This is a genomic window from Mycobacterium sp. E2327 (assembly GCF_001672675.1).
Taxonomy (GTDB): Bacteria; Actinomycetota; Actinomycetes; order Mycobacteriales; family Mycobacteriaceae; genus Mycobacterium.
In genome coordinates, this window is the sequence record NZ_LZKE01000028.1 from 1 (window position 1) to 25929 (window position 25929).

24 protein-coding genes, 1 pseudogene and 1 riboswitch are annotated in these 25929 nt (G+C 69.1%); of the genes and pseudogenes, 21 read left to right on the top strand and 4 right to left on the bottom strand.

Annotation, left to right across the window (positions count from 1 at the left end; genetic code table 11):
• From A5712_RS03250 to A5712_RS03265, 4 genes are all read left to right on the top strand, one after another.
• A partial coding sequence (locus tag A5712_RS03250) for a PPE family protein (protein ID WP_156766394.1) occupies positions 1-1121 on the top strand: 1121 nt, incomplete at its 5' end.
• Positions 1122-1192: 71 nt separating this feature from the next.
• Positions 1193-2596 (top strand): PPE family protein, encoded by a 1404-nt coding sequence (locus A5712_RS03255; RefSeq protein ID WP_068101219.1) that lies wholly within the window; start codon positions 1193-1195, stop codon positions 2594-2596.
• 27 nt (positions 2597-2623) lie between these two features.
• The gene (locus A5712_RS03260; RefSeq protein WP_068101221.1) at positions 2624-2950 is read left to right on the top strand and encodes a DUF732 domain-containing protein; all 327 of its coding nucleotides are present in this window, start codon (positions 2624-2626) and stop codon (positions 2948-2950) included.
• A 124-nt stretch (positions 2951-3074) separates the two neighbouring features.
• On the top strand, positions 3075-3782 hold the full coding sequence (locus tag A5712_RS03265) for an MgtC/SapB family protein (protein ID WP_068101224.1): 708 nt from the start codon (positions 3075-3077) through the stop codon (positions 3780-3782).
• A 15-nt stretch (positions 3783-3797) separates the two neighbouring features.
• On the opposite strand, the gene A5712_RS03270 is transcribed toward A5712_RS03265, so the two are convergent.
• Positions 3798-4997 carry an NAD(P)/FAD-dependent oxidoreductase gene (locus A5712_RS03270; protein WP_068101227.1) on the bottom strand — a complete coding sequence of 400 codons (1200 nt, stop codon included), beginning with the start codon at positions 4995-4997 and terminating at the stop codon, positions 3798-3800.
• A 63-nt stretch (positions 4998-5060) separates the two neighbouring features.
• On the opposite strand from A5712_RS03270, the gene A5712_RS03275 reads away from it, so the two are divergent.
• Both A5712_RS03275 and A5712_RS03280 read left to right on the top strand, forming a co-directional pair.
• Complete coding sequence (locus A5712_RS03275; RefSeq protein ID WP_068101229.1) at positions 5061-5993, top strand: sterol desaturase family protein; 933 nt, start codon at positions 5061-5063, stop codon at positions 5991-5993.
• Positions 5994-6091: 98 nt separating this feature from the next.
• Positions 6092-6769, top strand: coding sequence for a hypothetical protein (locus A5712_RS03280; protein ID WP_068101232.1), 678 nt, complete (start codon positions 6092-6094; stop codon positions 6767-6769).
• A gap of 1 nt (position 6770) precedes the next feature.
• Here A5712_RS03280 and A5712_RS03285 read toward each other — a convergent pair whose 3' ends face one another.
• Positions 6771-7217: a nitroreductase family deazaflavin-dependent oxidoreductase gene (locus tag A5712_RS03285; protein ID WP_068101235.1), complete on the bottom strand. Its 447-nt coding sequence runs from the start codon at positions 7215-7217 to the stop codon at positions 6771-6773.
• A gap of 110 nt (positions 7218-7327) precedes the next feature.
• Between A5712_RS03285 and A5712_RS03290 the strand changes: the two genes are divergently transcribed.
• The 3 genes from A5712_RS03290 to A5712_RS03300 all read left to right on the top strand — a co-directional run bounded on the left by A5712_RS03290 (position 7328) and on the right by A5712_RS03300 (position 10145).
• Positions 7328-8011, top strand: a complete 684-nt coding sequence (locus A5712_RS03290; protein ID WP_197517954.1) for a TetR/AcrR family transcriptional regulator — start codon at positions 7328-7330, stop codon at positions 8009-8011.
• A gap of 114 nt (positions 8012-8125) precedes the next feature.
• Positions 8126-8626, top strand: a complete 501-nt coding sequence (locus A5712_RS03295; protein WP_068101241.1) for a VOC family protein — start codon at positions 8126-8128, stop codon at positions 8624-8626.
• Positions 8627-8675: 49 nt separating this feature from the next.
• Entirely contained in the window at positions 8676-10145 is a 1470-nt protein-coding gene (locus A5712_RS03300; RefSeq protein WP_068101244.1) for an FAD-binding protein, read from the top strand.
• A gap of 98 nt (positions 10146-10243) precedes the next feature.
• On the opposite strand, the gene A5712_RS03305 is transcribed toward A5712_RS03300, so the two are convergent.
• Positions 10244-12163, bottom strand: coding sequence for an ABC transporter ATP-binding protein/permease (locus tag A5712_RS03305; RefSeq protein ID WP_068101247.1), 1920 nt, complete (start codon positions 12161-12163; stop codon positions 10244-10246).
• Between the two features lie 81 nt (positions 12164-12244).
• Here A5712_RS03305 and A5712_RS03310 point away from each other — a divergent pair, with 81 nt between their 5' ends.
• The 12 genes from A5712_RS03310 to gcvP all read left to right on the top strand — a co-directional run bounded on the left by A5712_RS03310 (position 12245) and on the right by gcvP (position 25641).
• Positions 12245-13888, top strand: a complete 1644-nt coding sequence (locus tag A5712_RS03310; RefSeq protein ID WP_068101250.1) for an acetolactate synthase — start codon at positions 12245-12247, stop codon at positions 13886-13888.
• A gap of 105 nt (positions 13889-13993) precedes the next feature.
• Positions 13994-16318, top strand: coding sequence for an accessory Sec system translocase SecA2 (gene secA2 / locus A5712_RS03315; RefSeq protein WP_068101252.1), 2325 nt, complete (start codon positions 13994-13996; stop codon positions 16316-16318).
• A gap of 40 nt (positions 16319-16358) precedes the next feature.
• Positions 16359-16988, top strand: coding sequence for a CDP-alcohol phosphatidyltransferase family protein (locus tag A5712_RS03320; protein WP_068101254.1), 630 nt, complete (start codon positions 16359-16361; stop codon positions 16986-16988).
• Positions 16981-17907, top strand: a complete 927-nt coding sequence (locus A5712_RS03325; RefSeq protein WP_068101261.1) for a DUF881 domain-containing protein — start codon at positions 16981-16983, stop codon at positions 17905-17907. Before A5712_RS03320 ends, A5712_RS03325 begins: the two co-directional genes overlap by 8 nt.
• A gap of 25 nt (positions 17908-17932) precedes the next feature.
• Positions 17933-18265, top strand: a complete 333-nt coding sequence (locus A5712_RS03330) for a small basic family protein (protein WP_068101263.1) — start codon at positions 17933-17935, stop codon at positions 18263-18265.
• A 5-nt stretch (positions 18266-18270) separates the two neighbouring features.
• The gene (locus tag A5712_RS03335) at positions 18271-19125 is read left to right on the top strand and encodes a DUF881 domain-containing protein (protein WP_068101267.1); all 855 of its coding nucleotides are present in this window, start codon (positions 18271-18273) and stop codon (positions 19123-19125) included.
• 37 nt (positions 19126-19162) lie between these two features.
• Positions 19163-19561 (top strand): glycine cleavage system protein GcvH, encoded by a 399-nt coding sequence (gcvH, locus tag A5712_RS03340; RefSeq protein WP_067149344.1) that lies wholly within the window; start codon positions 19163-19165, stop codon positions 19559-19561.
• A 274-nt stretch (positions 19562-19835) separates the two neighbouring features.
• Complete coding sequence (garA, locus tag A5712_RS03345; RefSeq protein ID WP_369830353.1) at positions 19836-20297, top strand: glycogen accumulation regulator GarA; 462 nt, start codon at positions 19836-19838, stop codon at positions 20295-20297.
• A gap of 12 nt (positions 20298-20309) precedes the next feature.
• Positions 20310-21077: a MerR family transcriptional regulator gene (locus tag A5712_RS03350; protein ID WP_068101272.1), complete on the top strand. Its 768-nt coding sequence runs from the start codon at positions 20310-20312 to the stop codon at positions 21075-21077.
• Positions 21078-21141: 64 nt separating this feature from the next.
• Positions 21142-21636 carry a bifunctional nuclease family protein gene (locus A5712_RS03355; protein WP_066933175.1) on the top strand — a complete coding sequence of 165 codons (495 nt, stop codon included), beginning with the start codon at positions 21142-21144 and terminating at the stop codon, positions 21634-21636.
• Between the two features lie 259 nt (positions 21637-21895).
• Positions 21896-22525: a MerR family transcriptional regulator gene (locus tag A5712_RS03360; RefSeq protein ID WP_068101273.1), complete on the top strand. Its 630-nt coding sequence runs from the start codon at positions 21896-21898 to the stop codon at positions 22523-22525.
• 24 nt (positions 22526-22549) lie between these two features.
• Positions 22550-22647: riboswitch (glycine riboswitch) on the top strand.
• 156 nt (positions 22648-22803) lie between these two features.
• On the top strand, positions 22804-25641 hold the full coding sequence (gcvP, locus tag A5712_RS03365) for an aminomethyl-transferring glycine dehydrogenase (RefSeq protein ID WP_068101275.1): 2838 nt from the start codon (positions 22804-22806) through the stop codon (positions 25639-25641).
• Here the strand turns inward: gcvP and A5712_RS03370 are convergent.
• Positions 25638-25925, bottom strand: a pseudogene (locus A5712_RS03370) (haloalkane dehalogenase); the annotation flags it as partial. The gene gcvP and the pseudogene A5712_RS03370 sit on opposite strands and share 4 nt — an antisense overlap.
• Between the last annotated feature and the right edge of the window lie 4 nt (positions 25926-25929).

The following is a 25929-nucleotide window of genomic DNA, read 5'->3' on the forward strand; positions in this document are numbered from 1 at the left end:
CGATCGTCGCGCCGTACGAGGCGGCCGTCGACTGCAGTTCCGTCGCCAACTCGTCCCAGGCCGCCGAGGCCGCCAGCCAGGCCAAGATCGCCGCCGGCGCCTACGAAACCGCCTTCGCGGCCACGGTGCCGCCACCGGTGATCGCCGCCAATCGTGCCCTGCTGATGGCGCTGATCGCCACCAACATCCTGGGCCAGAACACCCCGGCAATCGCGGCCACCGAAGCCCAATATGCCGAGATGTGGGCCCAGGACGCCGCCGCCATGTACGCCTACGCCGCCTCGTCAGCGACGGCGTCCCAGCTCACCCCGTTTACCGAGCCGCCGCAGACCACCAACGCCGCGGCCGCGCCCGCGCAGGCGGCCGCGGTCTCTCAATCCACCAGCACGCCGGCGGCGTCAATTGGCACACAGCTGTCCCAATTCATCAGCTATGTGCCGACTTTCCTACAAAACCTGGCGACGACCGTCACATCGCCCACGGCGCCAACGGCGACGACGGGAAACCTGCTGTCGGGCCTGAACCTGCCGCAGCTGGCAACCCTGCCGACGCTGCCGACGGGCCTATCGGGCGACCTCACCGCCTGGAACAACATCATGAGCACCATCGCCTCCGGGCCCTACTCCCTGCAAGGCTTGGCCTCCATACCCGGTGGTCCGTTCCTATCCTTCGGGCAGGCGTACGCGTGGGGCCAGAACGGACAGAGTGCCGCCGCTTACCTTGCAGGTCCCAAGGCCATCACCGGAGCACTGGCGCCGCTGACCCAGGGGGCCAGCGCCGTGAAGCCGATGCTCAGCTCCGCCGTCGGCGGCTCGATGGGCAAGGCCGCTCTGGTCGGGGGGATGTCGGTGCCGCAGGGCTGGACCGAGGCCGCGCCGGCGATCAAGACACTGGCGTCGGTTTTGCCGACGAACCTCGCTGCCGCGCCGGCGGCCTCGCTCACGGGCGAGGAGGGGGTCTTCGGCCAGATGGCGCTGTCGAGCCTGGCCGGTCGCGCCGTCGGGGCCGCCGCATTCCAGTCCGGGGGCAGCGGTAGTGCGGCGCTCGGCTCACTGGGCGGTGTCATCGAGGCTGACCCTGCCGCCGCCACCATCATCGTCATTCCGGTGGTAGAGGAGTGACGGCAGTGACCGAAATCAACGCAGCAGCACCGTCCACCCGGGCGCAGACGAGCAGGCAAGGGGTATAGACGATGTTTTACGGAGCTTTTCCGCCTGAGTTCAACTCGGGCCGGATGTACGCCGGGCCCGGAGCGGGGTCGCTGCGGGCGGCCGCCGCGGCCTGGGATGGGCTGGCGAGCGAATTGCAGTCCACGGTGTCCTCGTATTCCTCGGTGGTCGACAGCCTGACCAGCGGATCGTGGGTGGGTCCGTCATCGGTCAACATGGCGGCCGCGGTTACGCCGTACCTGGCCTGGATGCAGGGCACCGCGGCGCAGGCCGCCGAAGCGGCGATGCAGGCCACCGCTGCCGCAACCGCCTACGAGACAGCCTTCGCCGCGCACGTGCCGCCGGCGGAGATCGCTGCCAACCGCAGCCAACTGGCGTCTCTCGTGGCAACCAACGTCTTCGGGCAAAACACCCCGGCGATCGCCGCCACCGAAATCCAGTACGCCGAGATGTGGGCGCAAGACGCCGTGGCGATGGACAACTACCTCGTCTCGTCGGCGACCGCCGCCAACGTGACGCCGTTCAACGAGCCGCCGCAGACGACCAACACCGCGGGCACGGCGACCCAAGCGGCCGCGGTGACCCAGGCCGCCGCCACCCCGGCGGGGACCGTAGGGAACCTTTTGTCGGCAGCGGCTAACCCGCTCACCAGCACCAACCCTATCCTGCAGGGGCTGTCGAACCTGGCCACCGACTACACGGACACTATGAACGGGCTGTTGAACTCGTTGTTCGGATCCGGCACGGGCACCCTCTACGGCAACCTCTACAACGCCATCAAGGTTCCGCTCGGCTTTACCACGGGATTCAACGACATCGGGCTGCTGATCAACTTCCCCGTGTCGCAGTTTTTGAAGTTCGCACCGCCCGTGGGATACGGAGCGCTCCCGAAGGACGCCCTGGGGGCGGGGCTGGGGGCGCTGGGCTTCGGCCGCGGCACCCTGTTTAACGCGGTGTCGGCGGGCATGGGCAACGCCGGCACGCTGGTCGGCAAGCTGTCGGTCCCACCGAGCTGGGCCACGGCCACCCCGGCCGTCCGGACGGTCGCGGCGGCGCTGTCGGCAGCCGGGCCCGACGCGGTCCCGGCTGCCGCGCTAGGCGAGGGCGGACTGCTCAGTTCGATGTCGGTGGCCGGGATGCTGGGCAGCGCGTTCGGCGCGGGGGCCCCCAGCGCGCTGAGCGGCACCGGCGTGCGCGGCCGGATCAAACCTCTCAAGGACCTCAAAGATGCCCACTCGCCGGAAAACCTCAAGCGGCTGGTCGCGCAGATATCCGAAAAACCCGAAAGCGTGCAGCACCACAACGTCGATCAAGACGGCCTCGACGCGCTGCTCGAACAGCTGGCCAAGAAGCCCGGCATTCACGCCGTACACCTGAGGAAGGGCGACCGGCCCCAGGTCGTACCGTCCGATGCTCAGTCAGGTTAGGGCGCAACCGAATTGGGAGAGTGACCAATGAAAAGACTGCTAACGCTCGCCGGCGCCGCGACCATGATGATCGGCCTCGCCGTGCCCGCGCACGCCGACCCGCCGCCGCCACCCCAAGGCGACGACGCGGGCTTCCTCGCCGCGCTGCACCAGGTCGGCATCAACTATTCCAGCCCGGATGCCGCCGTCGCGTCCGGCAAAGCGGTGTGCACGTGCCTGAACAACGGCGAATCGGGCCTCGAGCTGGTCCACGACGTGAAGACCCACAACCCCGGCATGGACATGGAGAACGCATCCAACTTCGCGATGATCGCCGCGAAATTCTATTGCCCGCACCAGCTTTCCAAGGCCTAGCACCAAGTTGCCCGTCGGTATCCGCGGCGTGACCACGAACTGACCCGATCGGGTGCGATCCACCTGCCGTTCACCTAGGCGTGCTTAGCTGCCGCCGACCGCTGGGGGAAGGAGGTGGGGTGTCATGCAGACGTTGAGCGTCGCCGAATTCGCCCTCCGACTCGGCGTCGGCGTGGGCTGTGGGGCCTTGATCGGGCTGGAGCGCCAGTGGCGGGCCCGCATGGCCGGGTTGCGCACCAACGCGCTGGTGGCCGGCGGGGCGACCCTGTTCGTGCTCTATGCCGTCGTCACCGAGGACAGCAGTCCCACCCGCGTCGCCTCTTACGTGGTGTCCGGCATCGGGTTCCTCGGCGGAGGCGTGATCCTGCGCGACGGGTTCAACGTCCGCGGCCTCAACACCGCCGCGACGCTGTGGTGCTCGGCGGCGGTGGGCGTGCTGGCCGCGTCGGGTCACCTGGCGTTCGCCGCGATCGCCACCGCGACCGTCATCGCCATCCACCTGTTCGGGCGCCCGCTCGGGCGGCTGATCGACCGCGACGACGTCGTCGAAGAAGACGAGGGCGTGCAGCCCTACCTCGTGCAAGTGGTCTGCCGCCCGAAATCGGAGAAGTACGCCCGCACCGAGATCGTGCAGCACGCCAGCGGCAACGACATCACGCTGCGCGGCATCCACACCGGGCATGCCGCCGACGACGAGATCACCCTGACCGCGCACCTGCTGATGGACGGCCACACACCGGCCAAGCTCGAGCGGCTGGTCGCCGAGCTCTCGCTGCAGCCGGGGGTCCGGGCGGTGCAGTGGTACGCCGGGGAGAAGGCGCAGGCGGACTGAGCCGACCGGGGGCGGTCACGGGCGGGCCTGCAGCTCCGGCGCGGCGGCGGCCAGCAGGTCGGCGCGGCTGCGGGTCAGCGGGGGATAGATGCGCCGGGTGTTGATGGTCTGCTTGGTCGCCTTGGCTTGGGGCCCGGTCGACGCCACCGCCCGATCCCATCCCTCGGTGTAGACCGCTCCGGCGGGTCCGAGATCGAGAACCGTGACATACCAAGGGATTCGAAGGGCAAGCATCGGCTCATCGAACAGGTCGCTGATGACGTTGTAGCCGGCGTAGCGGCCCATCGGTCGCCCGTGTTGGCAGGACATCACGGACAGGTGCTCGTCGTCCATCCGGGCGGCGGCCACGTCGCCGGCGGCGAAAACCCCGGGCACGCCGACCACCCGGAGGTAGTCGTCGACCCGTACCCGGCCGAACCGATCGAGGGGCACCCCGAGTTGCTCGGTCAGCGAACTCGCCCGCATACCCGCGCACCAGACCACGGTGGCAGCCGGCAGCCGCTCACCCGAGGACAGCGTCACCTCCCGCTCGGTCAGCTCCACGACGCCTGCGCCCGTTCTGATCTCGATGCCGTTGTCCGACAGGGCCCGTTCGATCACCGGACGCGCCGACGCCCCCATGTCGGACCCCACCGCCTGATTGCGATCGACCAGAACCACCCGGGGGACAACGCCTCGCCGAGAGAACAAGGCGCGCAGCCGCATTGGCATCTCGCTGGCCGCCTCGATGCCGGTCAGGCCGGCACCGACCACGACGACGGTGGCCGCCGCCGGCGTCGGCGGCTCGTCGGCAAGCTCGCGCAGGTGCCGCTGCAGCGCAAGGGCGCCGTCGTAGGTGTCGACGTCGAAACCGAACTCCCGCAGGCCCGGGATGTCCGGCTTCACGACGTGACTGCCCGACGCCAGCACCAGTCGGTCGTAGCCATACCTGGCGCCGGTCGACGTGGTGATCGTGCGCGCGCCGGTGTCGACGGCGGTCACCTCGGCGGCGACGTGGGCGACGCCGGCCGGGTCGAGCAGGTCGGCGAGCGGGATCCGGCAGGGCGTCAGATCGGCTTCGTAGTTGCGCACCCGGATGTCATGGAACGGCTTGGCGCTCACCACCGTGACATCGACCGTGTCGGCCGGCACGGCCAGCTCGTCCAGCCGCCGCGCGGCGCCGAGGGCCGCCCACAGCCCCGCGAACCCCGACCCGATCACCACCACTGCGGTCAAGTGCAGAACACCTCATTGGTACGCGCCGTTACCGGCGTTGGCCGATGGTCGTAATCTATCCGTGTGCATGCTGTCACCGGGTTCTGGTTCGCGCTGCCCCCGCAGCTGCGGGATCCGGTGCTGTTCGCCATCCCGTTCTTCCTGCTGCTGTTGACCATCGAATGGACCGCGGCCCGCAAGCTGCAACACACCGAGGCAGAAGCGCGGCCGGGATCCGGCGCCTACCTGACCCGCGATTCCTGGGCGAGCATCTCGATGGGCCTGGTCTCGATCGCCACCAGCGCCGGCTGGAAGGCACTGGCCCTGTTGGGTTACACCGCGATCTATGCGTATCTGGCGCCGTGGCACCTGTCGCCGGCCAAGTGGTACACCTGGGTCGTCGCGCTCGTCGGCGTCGACCTCCTGTACTACGGGTACCACCGGATGGCGCACCGGGTCCGGCTGGTCTGGGCGACGCACCAGGCCCACCACTCCAGCCAGTACTACAACCTGGCCACGGCGGTACGCCAGAAGTGGAACAACAGCGGCGAGGTCTTGATGTGGGTTCCGTTGCCGCTCTTGGGCCTTCCCCCCTGGATGGTGTACTTCAGCTGGTCGCTGAACCTGATCTACCAGTTCTGGATCCACACCGAACGCATCGACAAGCTGCCGCGCCCGTTCGAATTCGTCTTCAACACCCCGTCGCACCACCGGGTGCACCACGGGATGGACCAGCTCTATCTGGACAAGAATTACGGCGGCATCCTCATCCTCTGGGACCGGATGTTCGGCAGCTTCCAGCCGGAGCTGTTCCGCCCCCACTACGGGCTCACCAAGCAGGTCGACACCTTCAACATCTGGAAGCTGCAAACCCGCGAATACGTCGCCATCGCCCGCGACTGGCGATCGGCAAAGCGCCTGCGTGATCGGCTGGGCTACGTCTTCGGCCCGCCGGGGTGGGCGCCGCGCGCGGCGGGGCTGCCCGCCGACGCCGCGCCGCTGGTCACGCCGGGGTAACGCCGGCGCTCTCAAGTGCGAAAAGATGAGCGAGGGGTGAGATCAAGCCGTAACGTCACCCTTCGGGCCGGCATTTCACGGAGGGATCGGAGCTCAACATGCGCCGCCTGGCACTGCACGCATTCGCCGCCTCGGCTTCCGTCGTGGCAGTCGCATCGTGGCTGCCGCCCCTGCCCGCCAAGGCGGACCCCCCAGTCGTCTTTCCCGGGATGGAAATCCACCAGGACAACCGCCTGTGCACCCTGGCCTACGTCGACCCTGCCCTGAAGATCGCGTTCACCGCGGGGCATTGCCGCGGCAGCGGCGTCGTCTACGACCGCGAACACAACGTCATCGGGCGTCAGGCCACGTTCCGCGACAACACGCCCAGCGGCACCACCGTGGCCACCGATCAGACGATCAACGACTACGAGGCGATCGTCCTGGACAGCGGTGTCACTGCCAACAACGTCCTGCCGGGCGGGCGGCCGCTGGAATCCAACCCCTCCCTGGCGCTTCAGCCGGGCCAGGCCGTGTGCCACTTCGGCGTGGTCACGGGTGAGACCTGCGGGACCGTCGAGAGCGTCAACAACGGATGGTTCACCATGTCGCACGGCGTCCAGAGCCAGCGGGGCGATTCCGGGGGACCGGTGTACCTGGCACCCGCCGGCGGCCCGGGGGAGATCGTGGGAATATTCAACAGCGTCTGGGGCGACCTGCCCGCGGCGGTGTCGTGGCGGGCCACCTCGGACCAGGTCCGCCAGGATCTCGGGGCGACGCCGCCCAACCCCCGATAAGTCAGCCGGCGGGCTCGAGCACGAACACCGGAATCGAGGGCGCCCCGGCGAGCAGCTGCTCGTCGGTGGAATCCGGCGTCAGCCCGCCGACGTAGTCCTTGACCTGCCAGTACCAGCGGCCCAGATAGCGCCTCAGGACTTCGGGCTTATTCGCATCGGCCACCTCGCTGACGCGAGCGCGTCGCCGGCGCCAGCGCGGGCCCACCTCGACGACGCCCGCCGCCCGCACGTTGCGGGCCCACTGCGTGTTGCCGCGCGGTGAGACCAGGTAGTCGACGCCGTCGACCGTGAGCAGGTTGATCACCACCGCGCGCGGTTTTCCGCTCTTGCGGCCCCGGACGTGTAGGGCACGGGTCCCGGCGATGCTGATCCCCAGCTCGGCGAGCCAGCGGATCACCGCGTTGGCGGCGCGGGCCACCCGATTCGGTTGTTCGTAGCGCGTGGCCATGGTGCGTCCTCTCCAACGGGATCCGAGAGCGGTGCTCTCATTGCCGACACGCTGCCACAGCCGCCGCCAAAAAGCAAGAGCGGTGTTCTCGGTTGTGTCAGACTGGCCGCGTGGGCAAACGCCAGGAATCGCGGGAGCAGATCGAGGCGCGAATCATCGAACTCGGCCGCCGCCAACTGGTGGAGGGGGGCGCCGCAGGGCTGTCGGTGCGCGCGATCGCCCGCGACCTGGGCATGGTGTCCTCGGCGGTGTATCGATACGTGTCCAGCCGCGACGAGTTGCTGACCCTGCTGGTGGTGGACGCCTATACGGACCTGGCCGACACCGTGGACCGGGCCCGTGAGACAGCGGGCGAGGCGTGGAGCGACGACGTCATCGCCATCGCACGGGCGGCGCGGGAGTGGGCCGTGGCCGATCCCGCCCGCTGGGCCCTGCTGTACGGCAGCCCAGTCCCCGGCTATCACGCGCCCGCCGAGCGCACCGTCCCGGCCGGCACCCGCGTGGTCGGCGCCCTCTTCGACGCCGTGGCGGCCGGCATCGCGACCGGAGACATCCGTTTGACGAATGATCTTGCACCGCAACCGATGTCGTCTGATTTCGGACGAATTCGCGACGAGTTCGGATTTCCGGGAGACGACCTGGTGATCGCCAAGTGCTTCCTGCTGTGGGCGGGCGTCCTGGGCGCCATCAGTTTGGAGGTGTTCGGGCAATACGGCACCGATACCCTGACCGACCCGGCAGCGGTGTTCGACACTCAGATGCGGCTGCTGGTGGACGTGCTGACCCAGCACTGAACCGCCGAATTAGAACGTGTTCATCGCGTCGCCGGGTGGCCGACGCGGCCGCGTACGGCAAAGTCCTACCGCGCCCTTTCTGGCGGCCGAGCGGCTGGGCTATCCTGCGAGGCGATGACCCTTCCCACCCAATCGCCGACGCAGATCGCCTGGGTCACCCCCGACCTGGATGCCACAGAAACCGCCCTCACCGGCCTGTTAGGCGTTCGGAAGTGGGTGCGGATACCCGAGGTGCAATTTGCCCCGGACAGCTGCAGCTATCTCGGCCGGCCCGCCGATTTCGTCGCCAGCATCTCGCTGAGCTATCTCGGGGACATGCAGCTGGAGCTGATCTCACCGGTTCGCGGGGAGAACATCTATAGTGACTTTCTGCGCGAATCGCCGCCCGGCCTGCACCACATCTGCACCGAAGCGCCGAGCCCCGAGGGATTCGACGCCCTCCTGGCGGAGGCCGCGGCAAAGGGGGCGCCGGTCGTGCAGCAGGGTGTGATGCCCGGCGGCATCCAGTTTGCCTATGTGTCGGCGCCGCAGGCGGGGGTGCCGTATCTGGAAATCGCCTACGTCCCACCCGAGATGAGGGCGTTCTACGACTACATAAAACGGGAGCAGCAGTGAGCCGCGCCGACGACGATGCGGAACGCAGTGACGAAGAGGAGTGGCGCCAATGAGCACCGAGATTCCGGCGACCGTCAACGCGGACACCGTCCCGTCGTGGTCGGACGAGGTCGACGTGGTGGTGATCGGTTTCGGCATCGGCGGCGGGTGCGCGGCGGTAAGCGCGGCGGCCGCGGGCGCGAAGGTGCTGGTGCTCGAGCGCGCCGCCGCGGCGGGCGGCACGACTTCCCTTGCGGGAGGCCACTTTTACCTCGGCGGCGGGACCGCCGTGCAGGAGGCGACCGGCCACCCCGACTCGGCCGAGGAGATGTACAAATACCTCGTCGCGGTGTCGCGGCAGCCGGACCACGCGAAGATTCGCGCCTATTGCGAGGGCAGCGTCGAACACTTCAATTGGTTGGAAGACTTGGGTTTTCAATTCGAGCGCAGCTACTTCCCGGGCAAGGCCGTGATCCAGCCGAACACCGAGGGGTTGATGTTCACCGGCAACGAGAAGGTGTGGCCCTTCCTGGAGAAGGCGGTCCCGGCGCCGCGCGGTCACAAGGTACCGGTGCCCGGCGACACCGGTGGCGCCAGCATGGTGATCGACCTGCTCCTCAAGCGGGCCGCCAGCCTCGGCGTGCAGGTGCGATACGAGACCGGCGCGAGCCAGCTGATCGTGGACGACGCCGGCGCGGTGACCGGCGTGCTGTGGAAGCAATTCTCCGAAACCGGTGCGATCAAGGCGAAGTCGGTGATCATCGCTGCCGGGGGATTCGTGATGAACCCGGAGATGGTAGCCAAGTACACCCCGAAGTTGGGCGAGAAGCCGTTCGTGCTCGGCAATACCTACGACGACGGCCTGGGCATCCGGATGGGCGTCTCCGCGGGCGGCGCCACCCAGCACATGGATCAGATCTTCATCACGGCGCCGCCCTACCCGCCGTCGATCCTGCTCACCGGGATCATTGTGAACAAGCTCGGACAGCGGTTCGTGGCCGAAGACTCCTACCACTCCCGCACGGCGGGCTTCATCATGGATCAGCCGGACAGCGCGGCGTTCCTGATCGTCGACGAGGCGCACCTGGAGCATCCCAAGATGCCGCTGGTGCCGCTCATCGACGGCTGGGAGACCGTGCCCGAGATGGAAGCCGCGCTGGGCATCCCGCAGGGCAACCTGGTCGCGACCCTGGACCGCTACAACACGCACGCCGCCCGCGGCGAGGACCCCGATTTCCACAAGCAGCCGGAATTCCTTGCCGCGCAAGACAAAGGGCCCTGGGGCGCATTCGACATGTCGTTGGGCAAGGCGATGTACGCCGGATTCACCGTCGGCGGGCTGGCGGTGTCGGTCGACGGGCAGGTGCAACGCGAGGACGGCACCGTGGTTCCCGGCCTGTACGCGGTGGGCGCGTGCGCGTCCAACATCGCCCAGGACGGCAAGGGCTACGCGAGTGGAACGCAGCTGGGGGAGGGCTCGTTCTTCGGGCGCCGCGCCGGGGCTCATGCGGCCCGGGAGGCCGCGGGCGCGCGGTCGTAATCGGCGCGCGGCGTCGAGGCTGTAATTTCGCAGCGAAACTGCGAGTAAACCCCTGCGAATTTGCAGGCTCGCCGCGCGTTGGCCCGCAACGCAAACGCCTAGACCCCGGCGGGTTCCTTCTCCACCGGGCCGAGCCGCCACTGGCCGCCGCCGAGCAACTGCAGCTGTTGTCGGTGATGCTGCTCGACGGTGGGCCGGTGGCTGACGCTGACCAACACGGTGTCCGGCAACTCGGTGCGCACCAGCTGATACAGCGCGAACTCCAGCCCCTCGTCGAGAGCCGAGGTGGCCTCGTCGAGGAACACCGCCTTCGGCCTGGTGAGCAGGATGCGGGCGAACGCGACGCGCTGCTGCTCCCCGGGGGAGAGCACCTTGGCCCAGTCCTGCTCCTCGTCGAGGCGGCCGATCAGCGGCGCCAAGGCCACCTTCGTCAGCACGTCCTGCAATTCGCCGTCGGAGACGTTCGCCGGCTCGTTCGGGTAGCAGATCACGCCGCGCAGGCTGCCGAGCGGCACGTAGGGCAACTGCGACAGGAACATCGTGGCGTTGTCGCCGTCGGGGCGGCACAGGGTCCCGGACGCGTACGGCCACAACTCGGCGAGGCTGCGCAGCAAGGTGGTCTTGCCGGCGCCCGACCGGCCGGTGATCACCAGCGAGTCGCCGTCGTCGAGTGCCACATCGAGCGGGTCGATCAACTGGTCTCCGGCCGGCGTGCGCACCTCGACACCGCGGAGCTCGACGGTTGCCTCGTCGCTCGGCTTGACCAGGATCGTCGGCAGCGCGCGGCCCTGGCTGTTCGCGTCGACCAGCCCGTGCAATCGGATGATCGCCGCGCGAAACGCGGCAAACGCGTCGTAGTTGTTGCGGAAGAACGACAGCGAATCCTGGATGTTGCCGAAGGCAGTCGCGCTCTGGCCGACGTCGCCGAAGTCGATCCGCCCGGCGAACAGCCGCGGCGCCTGGATCACCCACGGCAGCGGGACGATGATCTGCGACATCGACCAGTTCCACCCGTTGAAGATGATGGTCCGGCGCACGAACTTGCGGTAGTTGGCGATGATCGGGGTGAAGCGCCGCCACAGTTGCGCCCGCTCGACTCGTTCACCGCGGTAGAAGCCCACCGCCTCGGCCGCGTCGCGCAACCGCACCAGCGCGTAACGGAATGCGGCGTTGAGCTTTTCGTTGTTGAAGCTCAGCCAAATCAGCGGGTGGCCCAGCCAGACCGCGACCACGGTCGCGACCAGCACGTAGACCAGGACGGTGACGAACATGGCGCGCGGCAACACCAAGCCGAAAAGTTCCAGATTCCCGGAGAGCTGCCACAGGATCGCGGCAAAGGAGATCACCGAGGCCACCGCGTTGACGGCCCCGAACAGCAGGGTGCTGCCCGTCCCGTTGGACGGGATGTTCGGGGTGCCCCCGGCGTTGGCCGTGAAGATGTCGATGTCCTGCTGGATGCGCTGGTCCGGGTTGTCGATGGTGTTGTCGATGAACAGGTCCCGGTAGTAGGCCTTGCCCTCCAGCCAGTCGTCGGTGAGGTGGGCGGTCAGCCAGACGCGCCAGGCGATGATGAATCGCTGGGTCAGATAGATGTCGATCATGAACCGGATGACATACAGCGTGGCGAGCACGGAAAAGATCCCGATCGACATCCAAAAGCCATGAATCCCGGACTGTTTCACGTTGGCGTCGTCGGCCGCAATGCCCTGCACGGCCTTCTGCACCGCCGTGTACAGGTCGTTGCCCTGGTAGCTCAGCAGCACGGTGAGCCGCACCGAACAGAGCACCGACAGCAACAGCACCCCCAGCATCGCCCACACCTTGACGCTCGACGGGCCCAAGAAGTAGCCGCGGGTGATCCGCCAGAACTGCCGGCCCCAAGGGGTCAGGTACCGGAACGCCACCAGCACGGCGAGAAGACAGACGGCGCCGATCGCCCAGGCGATGGCGATCCAGCGCAGGGAATCCATGGGTGCCGCCGACCAATTGATCGACGGCGTAAACGGCTTCGGGCCCATGGTCGATGTCTCCTTAAGGTCGAGGCCTGACACAAAATCCTTCGGCGAAGGTACCCGAGTGATTGCCGATAGGCTGCCTGGATGAGCATCGACGCTCCGTCCAGCCAGACCGTACATGCCGGCCGACTCATCGCACGCCGGCTCAAGGCCAGCGGCATCGACACCGTGTTCACCCTATCGGGCGGCCACCTGTTCTCCATCTACGACGGGTGCCGCGACGAGGGGATCCGGCTGATCGACACCCGCCACGAACAGACCGCGACGTTCGCCGCCGAGGGCTGGTCGAAGGTGACGAGGCTGCCCGGCGTGGCCGCCTTGACCGCCGGGCCGGGCGTCACCAATGGGATGAGCGCGATGGCCGCGGCGCAGCAGAACCAGTCGCCCCTGGTGGTCCTGGGTGGCCGGGCCCCCGCGGGGCGCTGGGGCATGGGCTCGCTGCAGGAGATCGACCATGTGCCGTTCGTGGCGCCGCTGGCCCGATTCGCCGCCACCGCGCAGTCGGCCGACGACGCCGGCCGGCTGCTGGACGAGGCGTTGCGCGCGGCCGTCGGCGCCCCGTCCGGCGTGGGGTTCGTCGACTTTCCGATGGACCACGCCTTTTCGATGTCGGAGGATGACGGCCGGCCCGGCGCCTTGAGCGCGGTGCCGCCCGGCCCGGCCCCGGATGCCCAGGCCCTCGACCGCGCCGTCGACCTGCTGGCGGCGGCGCAGCGGCCGGTCATCATGGCGGGCACCAACGTCTGGTGGGGACACGGCGAGGCGGCGCTGCTGCGCCTCGCGGAGGAACTTCAGATTCCGGTGCTGATGAACGGGATGGCCCGCGGCGCGGTGCCGGCCGACCACCCGATGGCCTTCTCGCGGGTGCGCGGCAAGGCGCTGGGCGAGGCCGACGTCGCGCTGATCGTCGGTGTGCCAATGGATTTCAGGTTGGGCTTCGGCAAGGTGTTCGGGCCCGAAACGCAGCTGATCGTGGCCGACCGCGGCGAACCCGTCCGCGAGCATCCCCGGCCCATCGCCGCCGGCCTGTACGGCGACCTCAGCTCGATCCTTTCGGCCCTCGCCGCCAGGCGCGGCACCGCACACCCGGACTGGGTCGCCGGGCTACGAACCGCCGAGATCGCGGCACGCGCCCAGGAGAAGGCCGAGCTGGCCGACGATCGGATCCCGCTGCATCCGATGCGGGTGTACGCGGAGCTGGCGCCGCTGCTGGACCGCGACGCCATCGTCGTCATCGACGCGGGCGACTTCGGGTCCTACGCCGGGCGGGTGATCGACAGCTACCTGCCCGGTTGCTGGCTGGACAGCGGCCCGTTCGGCTGCCTCGGGTCGGGCCCCGGCTACGCGTTGGCCGCCAAGCTGGCCCGGCCCGACCGCCAGGTCGTGCTGCTGCAGGGCGACGGCGCGTTCGGCTTCAGCGGAATGGAGTGGGACACCCTGGTTCGCCACGGCGTGCCGGTCGTGTCGATCATCGGCAACAACGGGATTTGGGGTCTCGAAAAACACCCGATGGAGGCGCTGTACGGCTACTCGGTGGTGGCGGAATTGCGTCCGGGCACCCGCTACGACGAGGTGGCCCGCGCCCTGGGCGCCCACGGGGAGCTGGTGGCCGCGCCCGCCGAGTTGCGGCCCGCGCTGGAGCGCGCCTTCGCCAACGGGCTGCCCGCCGTCGTCAACGTGCTCACCGACCCGGCCGTCGCCTACCCGCGCCGCTCCAACCTCGCCTAGGCGGGCCCCTCCGTCGCGAGCGTGCGCAATTGCACGTCGGTGTCCGGCGTGTCGCGGACAAACACGCACGCTCGCGGGAGCGGGTGGCTCGCGTACCGTTGACCTGTGCCAAAGACCACCCGGACGCAGCCCGGCCGCCTGAGTAGCCGATTCTGGCGGCTGCTGGGCGCCAGCACGGAGAAGAACCAGACGCGGTCCCTCGCTGAGGTCACCGCCTCGTCGGAGTACGACGAGAAGGCGGCCGGCCTCAGCGACGAGAAGCTGCGCGCGGCAACGGGGCTGCTCAAGCTCGAGGACCTCGCGGAGTCCGCCGACATCCCGCAGTTCCTCGCGATCGCCCGGGAAGCGGCCGAGCGGGCGACCGGGCTCCGTCCCTTCGATGTCCAGCTGCTAGGTGCGTTGCGCATGCTCGCCGGCGACGTGATCGAGATGGCCACCGGGGAGGGCAAGACCCTGTCAGGGGCGATCGCGGCCGCCGGCTACGCCCTTGCGGGACGGCACGTCCACGTCGTGACCATCAACGACTACCTGGCCCGGCGCGACGCGGAGTGGATGGGCCCGCTGCTGGAAGCCCTGGGGCTGACGGTCGGCTGGATCACCGCGGACTCGACGAGCGAGGAGCGCCGGGCCGCCTACGGCTGCGACGTCACCTATGCCTCGGTCAACGAGATCGGCTTCGACGTGCTGCGCGACCAGCTGGCGACCGACGTCGACGACCTGGTGTCACCCAATCCCGACGTGGCCCTCATCGACGAAGCCGACTCGGTGTTGGTCGACGAGGCGCTGGTGCCGCTGGTGCTGGCCGGCACCACCCACCGCGAGACGCCGCGGCTGGAGATCATCAAGCTGGTCGGCACGCTAGACGCCGGCACCGATTACGAGACCGATGCCGACAGCCGCAACGTGCATTTGACCGACGTCGGCGCCCGCAAGGTAGAAAAGGCGCTCGGCGGCATCGACCTGTACTCCGAGGAGCACGTCGGCACCACCCTCACCGAGGTCAACGTGGCGCTGCACGCGCACGTGCTGCTGCAGCGCGATGTGCACTACATCGTGCGCGACGACGCGGTGCACCTGATCAACTCCGCCCGCGGCCGCATCGCGCAACTGCAGCGCTGGCCCGACGGTCTGCAGGCCGCCGTCGAGGCGAAGGAGGGCATCGAGACCACCGAGACCGGCGAGGTGCTCGACACCATCACCGTGCAGGCGCTGATCAACCGCTACGCCACCGTCTGCGGCATGACCGGCACCGCGCTGGCGGCCGGCGAGCAGCTGCGCCAGTTCTACAAGCTCGGCGTGTCGCCAATCCCCCCGAACGAGCCCAACATTCGCGAGGACGAGGCCGACCGGGTCTACATCACCGCGGCCGCCAAGAACGACGCGATCGTCGCGCACATCGCCGAGGTGCACGAGACCGGGCAGCCGGTGCTGGTCGGCACCCGCGACGTGGCCGAGTCCGAGGAGCTGCACGAGCGGCTGCTGCGCCGCGGCGTTCCCGCGGTGGTGCTCAACGCGAAGAACGACGCCGAAGAGGCGAAGGTCATCGCCGAGGCCGGCGAGTACGGCACGGTGACCGTGTCGACCCAGATGGCCGGGCGGGGCACCGACATCCGCCTCGGCGGGTCCGACGAGGCCGACCACGACCGCGTCGCCGAACTGGGCGGGCTGCACGTCGTCGGCACCGGCCGCCACCACACCCAGCGCCTCGACAACCAGCTGCGCGGCCGCGCGGGACGGCAGGGCGACCCGGGATCGTCGGTGTTCTTCTCCAGTTGGGAGGACGACGTCGTCGCGGCCAACCTCGACCAAAACAAGCTCCCGATGCAGACCGACGAGGACGGCCGGATCGTCAGCCCCAAGGCGGCCGGGATGCTCGACCACGCCCAGCGGGTCGCCGAGGGCCGGATGCTCGACGTGCACGCGAACACCTGGCGTTACAACCAGCTGATCGCGCAGCAGCGCGCGATCATCGTCGATCGCCGAAACACGTTGCTGCGCACCGCGACCGCGCGCGAGGAGCTCGCCGAGCTGGCGCCGGACCGCTACGAGGAACTCGCCGAGGACCTCTCCGAAGAACGACTGGAGAAGATCTGCCGGCTCATCATGCTGTATCACCTCGACCGGGGCTGGGCCGACCATCTGGCCTATCTCGCCGACATCCGCGAGAGCATTCACCTGCGCGCGCTGGGCCGGCAGAATCCGCTGGACGAGTTCCACCGGATGGCGGTCGACGCGTTCGCGTCGCTCGCCGCCGACGCCATCGAGGCGGCCCAGCAGACGTTCGAAACCGCGAACGTGCTCGAAGAGGAGCCGGGGCTGGACCTGTCCAAGCTGGCGCGGCCGACGTCGACGTGGACCTACATGGTCAACGACAACCCGCTGTCCGACGACACGCTGTCGACCCTGAGCCTGCCCGGGGTGTTCCGCTGAGCTCAGCCGCCCGCTCGGCGTTCGGCTAATGTCACGGCTCATGGAGCCCGCGCTTCCGCCCGATCGGGTGCTGACGGTGCCCAACGCGCTCAGCGCGATCCGCCTGCTGCTCATCCCGGTTTTCGTCTACGTCCTGCTGTTCGCCCACGCCAACGGCTGGGCGGTGGCGATCCTGATGTTCAGCGGGGCCTCGGACTGGGCCGACGGGAAGATCGCCCGCACGCTCAACCAGTCCTCGCGGCTGGGCGTTCTGCTGGACCCGGCGGTGGACCGGCTCTACATGGTGACCGTCCCGATCGTCCTGGCGATCGACGGGATCGTGCCGTGGTGGTTCGTCATCACGCTGCTGGTGCGCGACGGGCTGCTGGCCGCCACGCTCCCGCTGCTGCGCAGCCGCGGGCTGTCGGCGCTGCCGGTGACCTACGTCGGCAAGGGCGCCACCTTCGCGTTGATGGCCGGCTTTCCGTTGGTCCTGCTGGGCACCGGCGGCGCGGAGTGGAGTCGCGTGCTGAGGGCCTGCGGCTGGGGCTTTTTGGGCTGGGGCTTGTACACGTACCTGTGGGCGTTCGTGCTGTATGCGGTGCAGATGACGTTGGTGGTGCGCCGCATGCCCATGCTGAAACAGCGCGACCGCCAGCCGGTTACCCGCAAGGCGGGTGGCCATGACTGACGCGGACCGCCTGCTCGGCGGCTATGACCCCAACGCCGGCCGCAGCGCCCACGCCGCGGCGCGGCCCCAGCTGATCCCGGTGCCCTCGCTGCTGCGCGCCCTGCTCTCGGAGCACCTGGACCCCGGCTACGCCGCGGCCGCGGCCAAACGCGACAGCGAGAGCGCGGCGCCGAGCGGCCGCGACCGCGCCTTCGGCTGGCTGTGGCAAGCCCTGGCCGCGCTGCTGATCGCGACGGTGTTCGCCGCGGCGGTCGCGCAGGCGCGCTCGGTGGCGCCAGGCGTGCGCACCGCGCAGCAGCTGCTGTTGGAAAGCGTGCGTTCCTCGGAGGCCGCCGCGGCCAAGCTGGGCCAACAGCGCAGCGCGCTCTCGAGCCGAGTCGACGACGTGCAGCGCCACGCACTGGCCGAAAACGCCCAGGGGCAGCGGCTGCTGGCCAGTCTCGACGCGCTGAGCCTGGCGGCGGCGAGCACGGCGGTCATCGGTCCCGGCCTGGCGGTCACCGTGACGGATCCCGGTGCCGGCCCGAACCTTTCCGACGTTTCCAAGCAGCGCATCAACGGCAGCAGGCAGATCATCCTGGACCGCGACCTGCAGCTGGTCGTCAACTCGCTGTGGGCCAGCGGCGCCGAAGCCATCTCCGTCGGCGGCGTCCGGATCGGACCCAACGTCACCATCCGGCAGGCCGGCGGGGCGATCCTCGTCGACAACAACCCCACCAGCAGCCCCTACCAGATCCTGGCGGTCGGGCCGCCGCACTCGATGCGCGACGTCTTCGACAACAGCCCCGGCCTGCAGCGGCTTAGGCTGCTGGAATCCTCCTACGGTGTCGTCGTCACCGTGAACATCGCCGACGGCCTGTCGCTGCCGGCCGGACCGATGCGGGATGTCAAGTTCGCCAAACAGATTGGGCCCCAGTGAGAGACATGCCGAGAGGAAACCGAGCATGATCGGCATCGTGGCGCTCGCGGTCGGCATCGTGCTGGGTTTGGTCTTCCACCCCGCCGTCCCGGAGGTCGTCCAGCCCTATCTGCCGATCGCGGTGGTGGCCGCGCTGGACGCGGTGTTCGGTGGACTGCGCGCCTACCTCGAGCGGATCTTCGACCCCAAGGTCTTCGTGATTTCGTTCGTGTTCAACGTCTTTGTGGCCGCGCTCATCGTCTACGTCGGCGACCAACTGGGCGTCGGCACCCAGCTGTCCACCGCGATCATCGTCGTGCTGGGCATCCGCATCTTCGGCAACGCCGCCGCCCTGCGGCGCCGGCTGTTCGGGGCATAAGGGCCGTGAGCCAAGACCCGCCCGAAGACAGGGAAAGTCGCGACGCGCCGGCCGAGCCCACCGCGGGCGCGGGTGCGCATCGCGGCCGGCACGAACTGCCACCGCACCGCCCACGGCCCGAGATCGGCCCGGTGCACCGCACGGGGCTGTCCGCGATGCTGCGGGCCGGTCGCTCGCGGCTGGCCTTCGGTGCGCTGGCGGTCGTGCTGTGCCTCGTTCTGGGGATCGCCATCGTCACCCAGGTCCGCCAGACCAAGTCGGGCGACTCGCTGGACACCGCCCGTCCCGCCGACCTGTTGGTGCTGCTGGACTCGCTGCGGCAGCGCGAGGCCACGCTGAACACCGAAGTCGGCGAGCTGCAAAACACGCTGAATTCGTTGCAGGCGTCCGGCAACAACGATCAGGCCGCCATCCAGAGCGCCCAGGCCCGGCTCGCCGCGCTGTCCATCCTGGTCGGCGCCGTCGGCGCCACCGGCCCCGGCGTCACGATCACTATCGACGACCCGGGCCCGGGGGTGTCACCGGAGGCGATGCTCGACGTGCTCAACGAGCTGCGTGCCGCCGGCGCCGAAGCGATCGAGATCAACGACGCGCACCAATCCGTCCGGGTAGGTGTCGATACCTGGATAGTGGGTACGCCGGGCTCGTTGACCGTGGACACCAAGACCCTGTCGTCGCCGTATTCGATTCTGGCGATTGGCGATCCGCCCACGCTGGCCGCCGCGATGAACATCCCCGGCGGGGCCGAGGACAGCATCAAGCGCGTCGGCGCCCACATGTCGGTCCAGCAGGCCGACCGGGTCGACGTGACCACCTTGCGACAACCAAAACCGCACCAATACGCTCAGCCCGTCAAGTGAACGTGCCTCGTTGGCAGCGACCAGAACAGGATCCCCCGTGAGCGATATCCCGTCCGATCTGCACTACACCGCCGAACACGAATGGGTTCGACGCAGCGGTGAGGACACCGTGCGGGTCGGTATCACCGACTTCGCGCAGTCGGCGCTCGGCGACGTCGTCTTCGTCCAGCTGCCCGACGTGGGCAGCCAGGTGAGCGCGGGCGAATCCTTCGGCGAGGTGGAATCGACGAAGTCGGTGTCGGACCTGTTCGCACCGGTCTCGGGCACGGTCTTGGCGGTCAACGCCGACCTGGAGGGCAGCCCGCAGCTGGTCAACTCCGACCCCTACGGGTCGGGCTGGCTGGTCGACGTCCAGGTCTCGGACGCCGCCGAGCTCGAGTCGGCGATCTCGGCGCTGCTCGACCCGGAGGCCTACCGCGGGACGCTGACCGAATGACGATTGCTAAGGTGCCTGCCAGCCCCGCTCGGTGCTGCGGGCGGCGCACGCGGTTCACGTCGGTCGGGCTTCCGATCGTCCGGTGGGGGGCACATTGCGAACGGTGCGCGGTACGGTCAACAGATCGACACTTGATAGACACGAGACGGTCAAGTAATCAGCAGTGCGGGGCTAGAGAAACTCAGAAAACCTCGACAAACCTAGAGGGGAGCCGGGCCAACGGCCCGGTTCGGATAACGCCACAGCGGCCAGTGAGGAGCAGCGCGTGACGGACATGGATAACGACCAGACCTCTGACGAAGTCACGGTGGAAACGACTTCGGTCTTTCGTGCCGACTTTCTCAACGAACTCGACGCGCCCGCCCAGGCGGGGACCGAGAGCGCGGTGTCGGGCGTCGAAGGACTCCCGGCCGGCTCGGCGTTGCTGGTCGTCAAGCGCGGACCTAACGCCGGGTCGCGGTTCCTGCTCGACCAGGCCATCACGTCCGCCGGTCGGCATCCCGACAGCGACATCTTCCTCGACGACGTCACCGTCAGCCGTCGCCACGCCGAATTCAGGTTGGAAAATAACGAGTTTCACGTCGTCGACGTCGGTAGCCTGAATGGCACGTACGTCAACCGCGAGCCCGTCGATTCGGCGGTGCTGGCCAACGGCGACGAAGTGCAGATCGGCAAGTTCCGGTTGGTGTTCTTGACCGGACCCAAGCAGGGCGACGACGGAGATTCCGGAGGGTAGTGAAGGAGGGCAGTGAGCGCACCCGATAGCCCGGCACTGGCCGGGATGTCGATCGGGGCGGTCCTCGACCTGTTGAGGCCGGATTTCCCCGATGTCACGATCTCCAAGATTCGATTCCTGGAGGCCGAAGGACTGGTGACGCCGCAGCGCGCCGCGTCGGGGTATCGCAGGTTCACCGCGTACGACTGCGCGCGGCTGCGGTTCATCCTCACCGCGCAGCGCGACCACTACCTGCCCCTGAAGGTGATCCGGGCACAGCTGGACGCGCTGCCCGACGGTGAGCTGCCCCCGATCGGATCGCCTTACGGGATACCGCGATTGGTGTCGGTTCCGGACGGCGGGGACGCCGGCGCGGTCGCCGAGGCCGCCGCGGGCGCCCAGCCCGACGCGGCGGCGGTGGCCCCGCCGCGGGTCCGGCTGAGCCGAGAGGATCTCCTGGAGCGTTCCGGGGTGGACGACGAACTGCTGACGGCGCTGCTCCGGGCGGGGGTGATCACCACCGGCCCGGGCCGGTTCTTCGACGAACACGCCGTGGTCATCCTCCAATGCGCGCGGGCCCTGGCCGAATACGGCGTCGAACCGAGGCACCTGCGCGCCTTCCGTTCCGCGGCCGACCGGCAGTCCGATCTGATCGCCCAGATCGCGGGGCCGCTCGTCAAGGCCGGCAAGGCCGGCGCCCGGGACCGCGCCGACGACCTGGCGCGGGAGGTCGCCGCGCTCGCGATCACATTGCACACCTCGCTGATCAAGTCTGCCGTTCGCGACGTTCTGCATCGCTGAGGATTAGACTTCGTTGGACAGCTTGGTGTTCGGCGGGCTGAAGAGTTGCGGAGGGCAGACACAGATGGGTGAAGTTCGTGTTGTCGGCATTCGCGTCGAGCAACCGCAGAACCAGCCGGTGCTGTTGCTGCGCGAGGCTAACGGTGACCGCTACCTGCCAATCTGGATCGGTCAGTCCGAAGCCGCCGCCATCGCGCTGGAGCAGCAGGGCGTCGAACCGCCCCGGCCGCTGACGCATGACCTGATCCGCGATCTCATTGCCGCGCTTGGGCATTCGCTGAAAGAGGTGCGGATCGTCGATCTCCAGGAGGGCACGTTCTACGCCGACCTGGTCTTCGACCGCAACATCACGGTCTCGGCCCGCCCGTCGGACTCGGTGGCGATCGCCCTGCGGGTCGGCGTCCCGATCTACGTCGAGGAGGCCGTGCTCGCCCAGGCGGGTCTGCTCATCCCGGACGAGAGCGACGAAGAGGCCAACACCGCCGTGCGCGAGGACGAGGTCGAGAAGTTCAAGGAGTTTCTCGACAGCGTGTCGCCCGACGACTTCAAGGCCACCTAGTCGCGCGGCGGGGGCCGTTCCGCGGGTACTAGGCTGGACGCCGACATCACGGATCCATCTCATCTGGCGCCGCGATCTCGACACGCTGGCCGATAGTGCTGCCAGTTGGGCCCGCGGCCGCCATACTTTGATCACGACTTAGGGCGCGGCGGCTATCGAAAAGCGTAAGCTCACTAGCACTCGGGCCTGAGCAAACGTGGCTGCGCTGCAGCCAGAGACGCAGCTAACGATGACAGCGCGATCGGCGAGAGGAACCCCCGTGAGCGAGCAGCCACGTCAAGAGCAGCTAGACCTAGCTGACCAAGCGAACGCCGCGAGCAGCGACCAACCCGTCTCCGCAGCGAGTGCACCGGTGCAGCCCGGGCTGTTCCCCGACGATTCCGTGCCCGACGAGCTGGTGGGCTACCGCGGGCCGAGCGCGTGCCAGATCGCCGGCATCACCTACCGCCAGCTGGACTACTGGGCGCGCACGTCGCTGGTGGTCCCGTCGATCCGCAGCGCGGCGGGCTCCGGCAGCCAGCGGCTCTACTCGTTCAAGGACATCCTGGTCCTCAAGATCGTCAAGCGACTGCTCGACACCGGCATCTCGCTGCACAACATCCGCGTCGCCGTCGACCACCTGCGCCAGCGCGGCGTCCAGGACCTGGCCAACATCACGCTGTTCTCCGACGGCACCACCGTCTACGAGTGCACCTCGGCCGAAGAGGTCGTCGACCTGCTGCAGGGCGGGCAGGGCGTGTTCGGCATCGCGGTGTCGGGCGCGATGCGCGAGCTGACCGGCGTGATCGCCGACTTCCACGGCGAGCGCGCCGACGGCGGCGAGTCGATCGCGGCCCCGGAGGACGAGCTGGCGTCGCGGCGCAAGCACCGCGACCGCAAGATCGGCTGACCCCGGGTAAACTGGTCCGCGCGTCGCACTCGGGCGGGAGAGTCTCGTGGCTGCCAGTCACGGGCGCCGAAGGAGCAACACCTCTCCGTCAACCTCTCAGGCACCCGGACCGCGCGAGTTAACGACGCCTCTGGAAAGCGGTGCGGACCGGCAGCGGTCCCACCCGCCGATGGGGAAAGGCGCCCCGGCAGCAGCCGGCGCCGAATCTCTCAGGCGCCCGGCGAACGGGTGAAGACAGAGGGAGAGGGCCGTTAGTCCCTCGACCTCAGGAGTTCGACGTGGCCGATCAATCAACCTTCGCAGCGCGGCACATCGGCCCCGACGGCCCGGCCATCGCCGCCATGCTCGACGTCATCGGGGTCGACTCGTTAGACGAGCTGGCGTCCAAGGCGGTTCCGGCCGGCATCCTCGACACGCGCCCCGACGGCGGCGCCGCGCCGGGCCTGGACCAGTTGCCGCCCCCCGCCACCGAGGCCGAGACGCTCGCCGAGCTGCGCGCCCTGGCCGACGCCAACACCGTGGCCGTGTCGATGATCGGGCAGGGCTACTACGACACGCTCACGCCGCCGGTGTTGCTGCGCAACATCATGGAGAACCCGGCCTGGTACACCGCGTACACGCCCTATCAGCCGGAGATCAGCCAGGGCCGGCTGGAGGCGCTGCTGAACTTCCAGACGATGGTGGCCGACCTGACCGGCCTGGAGGTCGCCAATGCGTCGATGCTCGACGAGGGCACCGCGGCGGCCGAGGCCATGACCCTGATGCACCGCGCCGTTCGCGGCGGGGCGAACCGGCTCGTCGTGGACGTCGACGTCTTTTCGCAGACCGCGGCCGTGCTGGCCACGCGGGCCAGGCCGTTGGGCATCGAGATCGTCACCGCCGACCTGCGTGACGGCCTGCCCGACGGGGACTTCTTCGGCGTCATCACCCAGCTGCCGGGCGCCAGCGGCCGGATCACCGACTGGGCGGCCCTGGTCTCGGCGGCGCACGAGCGGGGCGCGCTGGTCGCCGTCGGCGCCGACCTGCTGGCCCTCACGTTGATCACCCCGCCCGGCGACATCGGCGCCGACGTCGCGTTCGGCAGCACCCAAAGGTTCGGTGTCCCAATGGGATTCGGCGGGCCGCACGCCGGCTACCTGGCCGTGCACGCCAAGCATGCGCGCCAGTTGCCGGGGCGGCTGGTCGGTGTGTCCGTGGACAGTGATGGCGCGCCGGCGTTTCGTCTGGCGCTGCAGACCCGCGAGCAGCACATCCGCCGCGACAAGGCGACCAGCAACATCTGCACCGCGCAGGTGCTGCTGGCCGTGATGGCCGCGATGTACGCCAGCTACCACGGCGCCGACGGCCTGACCGCGATCGCCCGCCGCGTGCATGGCCACGCCGAAGCCATCGCCGCCGCGCTGGGCTCGGCGGCCGACACGGCGCTGGTGCACGACAGGTTCTTCGACACCGTGCTGGCCCGGGTGCCGGGCCGCGCCGACGAGGTGCTGGACGCGGCCAAGGCCAACGGCGTCAACCTGTGGCGCGTCGACGACGACCACGTCTCGGTGGCCTGCGACGAGGCCACCACCGACGCGCACGTCGCCGCGGTGATCGACGCCTTCGGGGTGCCGGCCGCCGAACCCGTCGCCGTCGACATCGCGACCCGCACCTCGGAGTTCCTGACGCACCCGGCCTTCACGCAATACCGCACCGAAACCGCGATGATGCGCTACCTGCGCACGCTGGCGGACAAGGACATCGCCTTGGACCGCAGCATGATTCCGCTCGGCTCGTGCACGATGAAGCTCAACGCCGCCGCCGAGATGGAACCGATCACCTGGCCCGAGTTCGCGCGCCTGCACCCGTTCGCGCCGGCGTCCGACACCGAGGGGATCCGCCGGCTGATCGCCGACGTGGAGACCTGGCTGGTGCAGATCACCGGCTACGACGCCGTCTCGCTGCAGCCCAACGCCGGCTCGCAGGGCGAGTACGCCGGGCTGCTGGCGATCCACGACTACCACGCCAGTCGCGGCGAACCGCACCGCGACGTCTGCCTCATCCCGTCCAGCGCGCACGGGACCAACGCCGCGTCGGCCGCGCTGGCCGGACTGCGGGTGGCCGTGGTCGCGTGCCGCGACAACGGCGACGTCGACCTCGACGACCTGCGGGCCAAGGTGGCCGAGCACGCGGACCGGCTGGCCGCCCTGATGATCACCTACCCGTCCACCCACGGCGTGTACGAGCACGACATCGCCGAGATCTGCGCGGCCGTGCACGACGCGGGCGGCCAGGTCTACATCGACGGCGCCAACCTCAACGCGCTGGTCGGGCTGGCCCGCCCGGGCAGGTTCGGCGGCGACGTCAGCCACCTGAACCTGCACAAGACGTTCTGCATCCCGCACGGCGGGGGCGGGCCGGGCGTCGGGCCGGTGGCGGTGCGCTCGCACCTGGCGCCGTTCCTGCCCGGCCACCCCTACGCCCCCGAACTGCCCGGCGGTCACCCGGTGTCGTCGGCACCCTACGGGTCGGCGTCGATCCTGCCGATCACGTGGGCCTATATCCGGATGATGGGCGCCGAGGGGCTGCGGGCGGCGTCGCTCACCGCGATCGCCTCGGCCAACTACATCGCCAGGCGCCTCGACGAGTACTTCCCGGTGCTGTACGCGGGCGAGAACGGCATGGTCGCGCACGAGTGCATCCTGGACCTGCGCGGCATCACCAAGGCCACCGGGGTGACCGTCGACGACGTCGCAAAGCGGTTGGCGGACTACGGCTTTCACGCGCCAACCATGAGCTTCCCGGTGGCCGGCACGCTGATGGTGGAGCCGACCGAAAGCGAGAGCCTGACCGAGGTCGACGACTTCTGCGAGGCCATGATCGCCATCCGCGGCGAGATCGAACGCGTCGGCGCGGGGGAGTGGCCTGTTGAGGACAACCCGCTGCGGGGGGCTCCGCACACCGCCGAGTGCCTGCTCGTCTCCGACTGGAAGCACCCGTACACGCGGGAGGAGGCGGCCTACCCGCTGGGCAAGGGGTTCCGGCCTAAGGTCTGGCCGCCGGTGCGCCGCATCGACGGCGCCTACGGCGACCGCAACCTGGTCTGCTCGTGCCCGCCGGTGGAGGCGTTCGCCTAGCCGAAGCGCTCGATGATTGCCGCCGCGATCCGGTCGGGCGCGTCCTCCTGGATGAAGTGCTTCGCGTCGGGCAGCTCGACGACGACGTGATCCGGGAACGCCGCCCGCATCCGCGGGAGCGTCGGGCCCGGCGGGAAGGCGAAATCCTTCATCCCCCAGACGAATAGCGCGAGCTTGTCGCCCAGTCTGGCCGGCACCTCCTCGGCGAGCGACAAGCTCTCGTGCGCGAGCGTAACCGCACGGCGAATTCCGGCCCGGATTTTCGCAGCCGGGTTACGCTCGCGGCGA

Bases quoted from the DNA above. Each gene is read 5' to 3' on its own strand.
- A5712_RS03255 (WP_068101219.1), top strand. From the start codon at position 1,193: ATGTTTTACGGAGCTTTTCCGCCTGAGTTCAACTCGGGCCGGATGTAC.
- A5712_RS03265 (WP_068101224.1), top strand. From the start codon at position 3,075: ATGCAGACGTTGAGCGTCGCCGAATTCGCCCTCCGACTCGGCGTCGGC.
- A5712_RS03300 (WP_068101244.1), top strand. From the start codon at position 8,676: ATGAGCACCGAGATTCCGGCGACCGTCAACGCGGACACCGTCCCGTCG.
- A5712_RS03310 (WP_068101250.1), top strand. From the start codon at position 12,245: ATGAGCATCGACGCTCCGTCCAGCCAGACCGTACATGCCGGCCGACTC.
- A5712_RS03330 (WP_068101263.1), top strand. From the start codon at position 17,933: ATGATCGGCATCGTGGCGCTCGCGGTCGGCATCGTGCTGGGTTTGGTC.
- A5712_RS03280 (WP_068101232.1), top strand. From the start codon at position 6,092: ATGCGCCGCCTGGCACTGCACGCATTCGCCGCCTCGGCTTCCGTCGTG.
- A5712_RS03325 (WP_068101261.1), top strand. From the start codon at position 16,981: ATGACTGACGCGGACCGCCTGCTCGGCGGCTATGACCCCAACGCCGGC.
- A5712_RS03320 (WP_068101254.1), top strand. From the start codon at position 16,359: ATGGAGCCCGCGCTTCCGCCCGATCGGGTGCTGACGGTGCCCAACGCG.
- garA (WP_369830353.1), top strand. From the start codon at position 19,836: ATGGATAACGACCAGACCTCTGACGAAGTCACGGTGGAAACGACTTCG.
- A5712_RS03260 (WP_068101221.1), top strand. From the start codon at position 2,624: ATGAAAAGACTGCTAACGCTCGCCGGCGCCGCGACCATGATGATCGGC.
- A5712_RS03295 (WP_068101241.1), top strand. From the start codon at position 8,126: ATGACCCTTCCCACCCAATCGCCGACGCAGATCGCCTGGGTCACCCCC.
- A5712_RS03305 (WP_068101247.1), bottom strand. From the start codon at position 12,163: ATGGGCCCGAAGCCGTTTACGCCGTCGATCAATTGGTCGGCGGCACCC.
- A5712_RS03355 (WP_066933175.1), top strand. From the start codon at position 21,142: ATGGGTGAAGTTCGTGTTGTCGGCATTCGCGTCGAGCAACCGCAGAAC.
- A5712_RS03285 (WP_068101235.1), bottom strand. From the start codon at position 7,217: ATGGCCACGCGCTACGAACAACCGAATCGGGTGGCCCGCGCCGCCAAC.